Source organism: uncultured Nitrosomonas sp. (assembly GCF_902826915.1).
GTDB lineage: Bacteria > Pseudomonadota > Gammaproteobacteria > Burkholderiales > Nitrosomonadaceae > Nitrosomonas.
In genome coordinates, this window is record NZ_CADEGP010000011.1 from 45,053 (window position 1) to 54,903 (window position 9,851).

The 9,851-nt window shown below is 44.7% G+C and carries 10 protein-coding genes; 6 read left to right on the forward strand and 4 right to left on the reverse strand.

Going from position 1 to position 9,851, the window contains the following annotated elements:
• The 4 genes from QZV86_RS03330 to pgeF form a co-directional block, all read right to left on the reverse strand.
• Positions 1-1,269 (reverse strand): OFA family MFS transporter, encoded by a 1,269-nt coding sequence (locus tag QZV86_RS03330; RefSeq protein WP_295624017.1) that lies wholly within the window; start codon positions 1,267-1,269, stop codon positions 1-3.
• Positions 1,270-1,515: 246 nt separating this feature from the next.
• Positions 1,516-1,932, reverse strand: coding sequence for a DUF4019 domain-containing protein (locus QZV86_RS03335; RefSeq protein ID WP_295624019.1), 417 nt, complete (start codon positions 1,930-1,932; stop codon positions 1,516-1,518).
• 45 nt (positions 1,933-1,977) lie between these two features.
• Entirely contained in the window at positions 1,978-2,778 is an 801-nt protein-coding gene (locus QZV86_RS03340; RefSeq protein ID WP_295624021.1) for a ZIP family metal transporter, read from the reverse strand.
• 74 nt (positions 2,779-2,852) lie between these two features.
• The gene (gene pgeF, locus QZV86_RS03345) at positions 2,853-3,599 is read right to left on the reverse strand and encodes a peptidoglycan editing factor PgeF (RefSeq protein ID WP_295624023.1); all 747 of its coding nucleotides are present in this window, start codon (positions 3,597-3,599) and stop codon (positions 2,853-2,855) included.
• Between the two features lie 299 nt (positions 3,600-3,898).
• On the opposite strand from pgeF, the gene QZV86_RS03350 reads away from it, so the two are divergent.
• The 6 genes from QZV86_RS03350 to QZV86_RS03375 all read left to right on the forward strand — a co-directional run bounded on the left by QZV86_RS03350 (position 3,899) and on the right by QZV86_RS03375 (position 9,841).
• On the forward strand, positions 3,899-4,999 hold the full coding sequence (locus QZV86_RS03350; protein ID WP_295624025.1) for an ankyrin repeat domain-containing protein: 1,101 nt from the start codon (positions 3,899-3,901) through the stop codon (positions 4,997-4,999).
• Between the two features lie 15 nt (positions 5,000-5,014).
• Positions 5,015-5,776, forward strand: a complete 762-nt coding sequence (locus tag QZV86_RS03355) for a glycerophosphodiester phosphodiesterase (protein ID WP_295624027.1) — start codon at positions 5,015-5,017, stop codon at positions 5,774-5,776.
• Positions 5,773-7,362, forward strand: a complete 1,590-nt coding sequence (locus tag QZV86_RS03360; protein ID WP_295624029.1) for a glycerol-3-phosphate dehydrogenase/oxidase — start codon at positions 5,773-5,775, stop codon at positions 7,360-7,362. The genes QZV86_RS03355 and QZV86_RS03360 overlap by 4 nt, the downstream gene beginning before the upstream one ends.
• Positions 7,335-8,750, forward strand: a complete 1,416-nt coding sequence (locus tag QZV86_RS03365) for an FGGY family carbohydrate kinase (RefSeq protein ID WP_295624031.1) — start codon at positions 7,335-7,337, stop codon at positions 8,748-8,750. The genes QZV86_RS03360 and QZV86_RS03365 overlap by 28 nt, the downstream gene beginning before the upstream one ends.
• A gap of 185 nt (positions 8,751-8,935) precedes the next feature.
• Complete coding sequence (locus QZV86_RS03370) at positions 8,936-9,526, forward strand: protoglobin domain-containing protein (RefSeq protein WP_295624033.1); 591 nt, start codon at positions 8,936-8,938, stop codon at positions 9,524-9,526.
• Between the two features lie 75 nt (positions 9,527-9,601).
• Positions 9,602-9,841: a glycosyltransferase gene (locus QZV86_RS03375; RefSeq protein ID WP_295624035.1), complete on the forward strand. Its 240-nt coding sequence runs from the start codon at positions 9,602-9,604 to the stop codon at positions 9,839-9,841.
• Positions 9,842-9,851 lie beyond the last annotated feature (10 nt).

Genomic DNA, 9,851 nt, shown 5'->3' on the forward strand with positions numbered 1-9,851 from the left:
TTAGCGCTTGACGGGATTCAATCCAATCGCGGCGATGATCATTCCAAGCAGCGCCAACCCTGCCACAATGGGAAATGCATCCAAATAGCTACCGGTGATGTCTTTGATATTGCCCGATATCAGTGTTCCCAGGATGGCACCGGCGCCATAGGCCGTGTACACGATCCCGTAATTCTGCGCATAGTACTGCTTTCCAAAGAAAATTCCAGTTGCAGTGGGCGCCAGTGCAAGCCATCCGCCCAGGCACATCCATAATATGCAGAATGCGACTAAGTACAGCATTGCGTTTTCTTGCCCAAAAAAGGACATCATTAAGGATGCTGCAAAAATCAGGATAAATGAAAGCATCGCGCTATGTTTCGGACCCAATTTATCGGTAATGGCGCCAAATATTGGTCGTCCCAGGCCATTAAATACCGCAAAAAGTGAAACAGCCAGCGCCGCCATCGTTGCATCCAGTTTGGCTACTTCTGTACCCACCGGGGATGCTATGCCAATCGCCATTAATCCAGCCAAACAACCGATTGTGTAGGTAGCCCATAACGCATAGAAACTGGGAGTTTTTAGCATTGCTTGTCTGGAGAAATTCAAAGTTGGCAATGTAGCGGTTGCATGAGCAGAAGAAATTGCTTCAGATTCTGCAGAAGCCCATTTGTCTGGTGGAAAACTCAATAACTGCGCCAAAAGCATAATGATTACGCCAAATGCTATCCCTGAATAAAGAAATGTGTTCATGATCCCTATGTCCGGATTGTCGATCATCGCTTTCAAGAGGGGTGCTGTGACTAGCGCCGAGACGCCAAATCCCATAATCGTTAAACCAATCGCTAGACCGCTTTTTTGAGGGAACCATTTCGCGATTACCGCAATCGGGCAGCCGTAAACGATGCCGACCCCAGCGCCGCCGATTACTCCGTACAAAATGGTCAGGGTAAAGATATCCGGAGAGAAACTTGCAGCAATCCATCCTATCGCTACCAGCATGCCGCCTAGCATTGCGGTCTTTTTCGGTCCCCATTGTGCGATCAGATTGCCTGCCAGCGGCATTGCTACTGCAAATACTGCCAGAAAAACCATAAACGGATAGCCGCTTTGGCTCGAAGTGATTCCCCACAAGGTCTCCAATGGTTTTCTGAAAATGCTGAATGCATAAATGGAGCCTAAGCAAACATTGATCAAAAATCCAACTGAAACGAGTAGCCACCTGCCTTTTTCTGCGGCCATGCCCAGTATTATCAATTGTCGTTCCGCATTTCTGTCTTTGTCCATCAGGTTGCTTTTTCAGTTAGTGCGTGGATTTTTGCCGTGATCTTACCGTTGTGCTTGCTTTTTACAGGAATTTAATCGGGATGATAACTGGGTGGAACGCAGTTGTGCCTGAGTTCGATTTATTTAATACGTAAATCCATTGGATGAACGCAGATACACTTAAATTGTTGAAGAAAAAAACTACGCTTAATGGTTTTGGATTACATTTTAGACGTGCGATTTCCCGTGGTTTTGCCCTAGGGTTATTTATTTGATCGCATATTCAGAAACTTGCCATATTCCATCTTGAGTCTTGGCCAGCGTTACTGTCTCCATAATCAAACCTTTTTCAGTAAAAGTGGTATAGAACTGTAAGATTACATAATCTCCGTCAGGAAATCCTGATAATGATTTTGCTGCACTTGCCGTCGCAATAAATCGAGCATTCATGGCACCACGCGATGACCTAATTGCAGTTATTGATTTGATCCACTCCGCTTCGGGTGTTTTAGCTCTTAATAGAGGAGATGAGCTTTCCCAGCTTTCTTTATATTGCCCACGATCAACCGATCCTAACCAAGAGCGTGCACTGCTCTCAACCTTTTCAAGAATATCACCCTTTTCGGCATGCACCGTATTGATATATAAAAGTAACAAAAATATCGCAAATAATCGTTTTATCATAAAAAATTCCTAAAATTTCTCGTGTGATGTTGTCACTTCGCTTGACTAGGCATGGGGAAAGATATTTCCTATTAGCCAGATAGAAGAAATTCCTAATAAGATAAGAATAACTTGCTGGATGGTGGCATGAATCTCAGGGCGTTTATGCAAACTTGGAATCAAATCCGACATGGCTACATAAATCATGCTCGCCGAAGCAATTCCAAGTAATGGCAGGATCAAATAATCCATTTCATTCAGCATAAAATACGCTAGCACACCGCCTACCAAAGTAGCTAAGCTGGACACTAAGTTTAATAAAAATGCCATGCGGCGCGTATAGCCAGAATTCAGAAGAATAATGAAGTCTCCCGCTTCTTGCGGTATTTCGTGAGCAATAATTGCAATCGATGTCACAATACCTAATTGCACATCGACCATGAATGAAGCTGCAATCAGAATGCCGTCGACAAAATTATGAAAGGTATCCCCTACGATTATCATCATTCCGCTGCGCCCATGATCATGCTCATGAAGGTTGCCCGGGGTTGCCGCAACACCATGTAGCGGATCATGCGCTTCGCAATCCTCTAAATGGCAATGTCGCCATAACACCAGTTTCTCCAGGATAAAAAAAACTAAGATACCGAATAATACAAAGATGGTTACTTGCGTTGGATTATCTGAATGCTCAAGCGCTTCGGGCAAGGTATTTAAAAAGGCAACGCCTAATAGTGCACCAATGGCATAGGATATGAGTACTGAGAGCCATGACACACGGGCGTTGAATGCCAATATTGCGGCAACCAACAGACTCAATATGCCGCCCAGGAAACTGACAGCAATAATCCAGGTAAGCGTTGACATAGCACGAATTAAAAAAGAAAGGCGGGATTATACGCTGTTGCAATGCAATAAATAACAAGTTAAGAAAGAGAGTTTTACTCAAACCAGATTAAAGCGGCCATGCGTCCGGTTACACCATCCCGACGATACGAGAAAAAATGCTCAGAATCACTGAAAGTACAGATCTCTCCACCATAAATCTGAGCAATGCCACTGCTTGTCAAGCGTTGGCGTGCCAACAGAAAGATATCCGCGAGCCATTTTCCCCCTTTCTGCCCGCTCTTGGCTACAAATCCTTGTTTCGCCTGTGGGTCATGCTGAACAAAAGCTTCGTAGACGTCCGTGCCGACTTCAAAGTGATTCGGGCCAATTGCTGGCCCCAGCCATGCTATCAGCTCACCATGATCCGCTTGCATAGCTTGGATGGATTTTTCAATAATTCCTCCAGCCAAGCCGCGCCAACCTGCATGTACGATACCCACGGTAGTGCCCGCTGTATTACATAATAATACCGGCAAGCAATCGGCGACCATTACAGCGCAAACTGTTTTTCGCTTACGGCTAAAAACTGCATCTCCTTCTGGAATTTCCGTTGTCGTCTGATCTATCGAGATCGGTGCTGTCCCGTGCACCTGTTTTAACCACCTAGGCTCGGCCGGTAAGTAGCGGCGTAATAAAGTCCGATTTTTTGTAACGTCGGCCAAATTATCATTAACGTGTGTAGCTAGATTCAGCGAAGCATAAATACCATTTGCGCCGTGGCTCACACCGCCTGTGCGAGTTGTAAATAGTGCTTTCACATTGCTGGGCGCAGGCCAATCAGGAACGATCCAATCATGCATAGTTATCGAATTTAACCATTATTCAGAAAAGTATCGAGAGGCATCATTTGTAGTTCTCGCAGCCATTAAATTGTAATAATTAGAACGCCTGCTCACAACGAATTAAACCTAAAAATAGATATTTCTGAGTTAAAATATTATCAATGAGGTCACAATCTATTTCAATGCGTGTTGCATTGATTACTGAATCCCGTTAATAACCCCGATAGTTGATAATAACAAGTCCAATATAGGTGTAATCAATGAATTATATAAAAAACTCAATTAATACAGTGCACAAAATTTTCGTGTGCGCAATCATGCTCATCTTTTTATTGACATCCTTTGTCCATGCTTCAACCGAAGATGAAAGCGAATTTCTTAAAGCTGCATTCTCTGGAAATATAGAAGCTATTAAGCAATTATTGGAAAAAGGCGTCAATGTTAATTACCAAAACGAAATGGGATTTACTGCGCTCATTGTGGCTTCCCAATTTGGACATGGCGATATTGTCGATCAATTGCTGGAAAAAAATGCTGATGTAACTATTAAGAATGCGGGTGATGTAACTGCATTGACCGTTGCTGCAAAAAATGGCTATGCTGACATCGTTGATATGCTGTTAGCCAAAGGCGCGGATATTAATGCGCAAACTACCGATGGTATTACACCGCTGATGCTGGCAATACAAAAAGGCCATGAAGCGATCGTCGATACGCTGCTTGAAAAAGGTGCGGATATCCATCTGCAAACTCAGGAAAAACTTACGGCCTTAATCATTGCCGCCCTGGAAGGCAGAAGCGCCATCGTCGACAAGCTCCTGGCTAAAGGCGCAAAAATTGATGTGCAGGCGTCCGACAATACTACCGCACTATACATGGCTGCAAGAAACGGACATACGGCAATTGTTGAAACCTTATTAGCAAAAAACGCCCCTGTTGATTTGATAGCGGTTAACAATACTACGCCATTGTATGTCTCTGCACAAAATGGCCACCTTGATATTGTCAATGCTCTGCTGGTAAAGGGCGCTAAAGTTGACGCAAAAGACGAGAATGACGCGACGCCCCTGATTTTGGCGTCATTAATGGGTAACGCTGAGGTAGTAGAAGCTCTTATCAAGCATGGCGCTACGGTGAATCATCAAGCCAATAATGGATTCACTCCGTTGATTCTGGCCGCGCAAAACGGACACGCGCCGGTCATAGAAATCTTACTGGATAGCGGCGCTAATATTAATCAGCAAAATGACGATGGTGTAACCGCATTAATGTGGGCAGGCTTGCACGACCATGCCGATGCGGTAAAAGTATTATTGGTCAAAGGCGCTGACATAAAGATTAAAAGCAAAACCGGAAAAACCGCGGTTGAACTTGCCAAAGATCCTGCCATCATCGAGTTGCTGCAAGCCACTCAATAAAGCGCAATACCACTCATGAACACGATGTCCGAGCATAACTACTCCTTGCCTAAAAAAAGTATGGTGTTTGCGCATCGTGGCGCAAATCGGGAAGCTATGGAAAACACCCGTAATGCTTTTGACAGAGCATTACGATATGCTATTGATGGCATTGAAACCGATGTGCAATTGAGCCGGGACGAAGTCGCTGTGTTGTGGCATGATCGTTTTCTCGATAAAATCAGAATGAACGATAAGCGCATTGATGATTTTGATTATCAGCAACTACAAACGTTGATTAATTCAAGTTCTGAAAATGAAGGCATCCTGACTCTGCAGGACTTTCTAATCACTTATCGCAAATCCTGCCACTTATTGATCGAAGTCAAAAACCGTGACTGGGAACCGCCTACTCGTCACCAAACAAAAATGCGCCAAACGCTGGACTTGATTGGCAACAACCCTGAGCAAGGCATACTGGTTTCCTCCTTCAATCTTGCGAGTCTGGAATATGCCTACCGCTATCGGCCAGAGATTCCATTGGTTTATAACTTTGAAATCGAGCAAACCATCGTCGATGCACGCCAATTACTGACTACCCATGATTTTCTGTATGGTTTTTGTCTGCCGATTGCAAGCACTGATCAAGCAATGGTCAATTTGTTGCATGATCAACGTAAATGTGTTGGTGTATATACCTGCAATAGTGAGGCTGAAATCACTAAAGCTTTGCAGCTAGAGGTTGATATCTTGATTAGCGATTTACCTGACAAAGCACTGATACTGCGCGATCAATGAAACGTGATTTGGCAGCATTATCTGCTCAATCATTCGATCTTTTGATTTGTGGCGGTGGCATTTACGGTGCTTGGACAGCGTATGATGCTGCACTTCGCGGTTTGAAGGTGGCTATCATCGAACAAAACGATTGGGCCAGCGGGACATCTTCAGCATCGACCAAGTTGATTCATGGCGGTTTGCGTTACCTGGAAACATACGATTTCAAGCTAGTGAGGAAATCACTCCAGGAACGAACTATGCTGCTGCGCGTTGCGCCTCACCGTGTATGGCCGCTGCACTTTGGCGTTCCGGTTTACGCACAACAGCGCATCAACCGATTGCAATTGAAGCTGGGCTTGTCGTTGTATGATTATTTGGCCAGCGATACAAGTGCGTCCATGCGTCACCGTTATTATGATGCCAAGCAATTTAACGCGTATTTTCCTATGATCCGAGAAGATAGCCTGAAAGGAGGATTTACCTACGCTGATGCACAAACGGATGACGCAAGGTTGACCTTGGAATTGATTGCAGGTGCCCAAACAGCCGGCGCTTGTTGCGTCAATTATTGTCGATTGATACAACTATCGGAAACAGATGGCAAAGCCGATGGCGCGATCATTCAAGATCAACTGACCCAAAATAAACAAAGGATCGATGCTAAACAAATTGTTTTTACGACTGGGCAGTGGCTGACTGAGGAAGCACCAAGCAGTGCATGGTGTCGTCTCGCTAAGGGTGTTCATCTTGTCATGCCTGCTTTGTTGAATGCTGAAGCTTTGTTACTGACCGCCGAATCGGATGGGCGCGTATTTTTTATGGTTCCGTGGTATGGTTTAACGCTACTTGGAACAACCGATACCGATTTCAAAGGCGATGTGGAACAAGTTACGGCTGAAGACAGCGACATTGATTATTTGCTCGCCGCTGTCAATAGTTATCTGAACACACCGTGGACGCGCAGCGATATCATCGGTAGCTTTGCGGGTGTTCGGGTTTTTAAACAAAATATATCGACAGTTTCCTCCAGTTCACCTTCAGCTGTTAGCCGCGATTGGGAATTAAAATCCGCGCCCAACGGCGTACATTATGCCATTGGCGGAAAAATCACTTCGTCGCGCCAGGACGCTACGCGTATCGTTGATGCAATATGCGCACAGCTGGGTGTTTCACTGCCTTGTGCAACTCAGGATCGTTTGTTCCCCTGGGCGCCGCAAGAAAATTTCACGGTTTGGTCTGCCCGTATGTCTGACCAAGCGGCACAACTAGGCATTGATGCGGAAAGCGCACACTGGTTGTTGCGTCGCCACGGTGTGCATAGCGTAGAAATTTTCCAACGTATCGAAATGGAATCCGATTTGGCGCAACGCATTATTCCTTCGTTACCATTTCTTCGTGCTGATTTGATGCACTGTGCAGCAACCGAGATGGTGATTCATCTGGATGATTTGCTGCGCCGTCGCATGCCTTTACTTATATTGTCAAAAATTACCGAAGATCAATTGCTAAAAATTGCTCAATACATAGCTGGTATTTTGAATTGGAGCAGCACGCAAATTGCGCAGGAAATTACGCGTTGCGACAGATACCGGAGCATGCAGTGACCGTGGCAGTTGCGCTCGACTTGGGCACGACATCCATCAAAGCTGCCCTAATGGATCAACAAGGGATGCTCCAGCACATTGTCACTTACCCGGCACCTGTCATCGATAATTGGAATGGGCGATACGAAAGCGATGCGCTACACTATGTTGCGACTGCTGAGCGGGTACTCAAAGAATGCCTTGCACTAACGCGTGACAAACCGCCGTTAGGATTATGCAGCCAACGCTCATCTTTCCTGCTCTGGAATAAAACCACCGGTGAACCAGTAACGCCATTAATATCCTGGCAAGATGACCGAGGTGCAAGCTGTTGTGATCACTTGCAGGCATCGTCAGACACCATTCACAAACTCAGCGGCTTGCAGTTAACACCCTATTATTTTGCAACTAAATTGAGTGTATTGTTGCGGGAAAATCCGGTATGGCGAGATAAGCTTATTCAAGGCGAATGGCTAACCGGTACGCTGGATACATTTTTGATTTGGCGCTGGACAGACAAAGAGCATTTTGTCACCGATGCATCTATGGCTGCACGCACGCTGCTGATGGATATTTATCAGCAGCAGTGGTCAAATGCTTTATGTCATTTATTCGATATTCCCTATTCAATTTTGCCGCAAATCAGACCCTCAACAGGATTGAGTCTGCTTTTAAATAATGGCTTAATCTTAAAAGCCAGTGTTGGCGATCAATCGGCGGCCCTGATTGCCAGTTTGGCTAACAGTCAGAGCGACGCTTTGGTCAATCTTGGCACAGGCGGTTTTGTGATTCGTTCGCTTGGTAAAAAGGAAGTAGCATTTGATGGTTATTTGCAAACATTGGTTTATCAAAACGAAAACCAGTACGTGCAATTTGCTATTGAAGGTACGCTCAACTCTATTGCTGCCGCGCTTGCATCTTATCCGGTAAATGAGTGTCGCTTTGAAGATCTGGCAGGCAACGATATTTTTTGTTTGGCTGAACCCAGTGGTTTAGGCGCGCCTTATTTTTGCAAGGATTGGGGTATTCATTTTTCTCAACCTGTCACCGGATTTACCTCACGGCAAGTTGCTTCACTGTTGCTCGAAGCGATTGTTTTCCGGGTTGTGCGCATCCTAGAAGAATTTCACCAGTATGCGCCGTTAACTCGAGCTTATTTGTCTGGGGGCTTATCCGAGTTACCCTGTTTGCAATATGGCATCGCACAATGTACTACCTTTCCGGTTTATCACCTGCAACAAAAAGAAACGAGTCTGCAAGGTACTGCCGTGTTGACCTATGGATTTAAAGTAACCTGCCACCGAGAAATGCATAAAGTAGAAAGTAAGCAAACAAACATCGCGCTCTTGAAAAAATATCGACGTTGGAAAGATTGGTTGGATGCTTTATTAAGAATTCCCCGTGGTTAATCCTAGAAAGTCTACCCGAATGAATAACCAATCCTGTAAAATCCGCATCGCGAGTGTCACTTTTATACGCAATCAAATTATTTGTAATTTATTATCATTCATTGCATAGTCGCATGCTATCAATCATATAGCATTAAAGTTGATTGTTTTGTGCGATGATGTTTTGCATTTCAAAAGGAAGTCTTATGACAGTCAATATACCTGGTTATACTTATGGCAGCGCTTCGCTGCAAAAATCTCCCGTATCCATAGATGATTTTTCCAAGCTGAAACAAGCCAGTCTGTTTGGCGATGATGACATACGTTATCTAAAAATGTCGCATGACGTGCTGAAGGATCAGGTCGAGCAAATCCTGGATGTATGGTATGGTTTTGTCGGCTCAACCCCTTTCCTGTTGCACTATTTTACCAATGCGGCCGACGGTCAGCCCAACATGGATTACCTGGGTGGTGTACGCAAACGCTTTGGACAATGGATTCTCGATACCGCCAATGCCGAGTACAATCAAGACTGGCTCAATTATCAATATGAAATCGGATTACGTCACCACAGTTCGAAGAAAAATACCACGGACAACGTAAAATCCGTCCCCATCATTCATATCCATTATATTTTTGCGTTACTGATTCCGATTACTACTACGCTACGTCCGTTCTTGGAAAAAGATGGCCATTCTCGTGATGATGTAGATCGCATGCAAGATGCATGGCGCAAATCGGTGCTGATGCAAGTAATTCTATGGTCACAACCTTACATCAAATCAGGCGAGTTCTAATCTTTCATGGAGAGTGTTTTTTCACTCTCCATGAAAGATGCACTTAAAATTTTTTCTTAAAAATTCTGTTGGCACATGCGCCTATCCATCGTTATTCCTGCTTTTAACGAAGAGCAGCTGATTCTGGATTGTTTAAATTCTATCCAAGAGTCCATCAGGTCAAACCTAGAGTCCGGTTTCACTTATGAGATCATCGTCGTCGATAACAATTCAACTGACGAAACGGCACAACTCGCTACACAAGCCGGCGCGACAGTGGTATTTGAGCCGATAGAGGTGGTCACACTTGATTGGACAGTTTTTCCCATATTTTAAGTGGAAATCT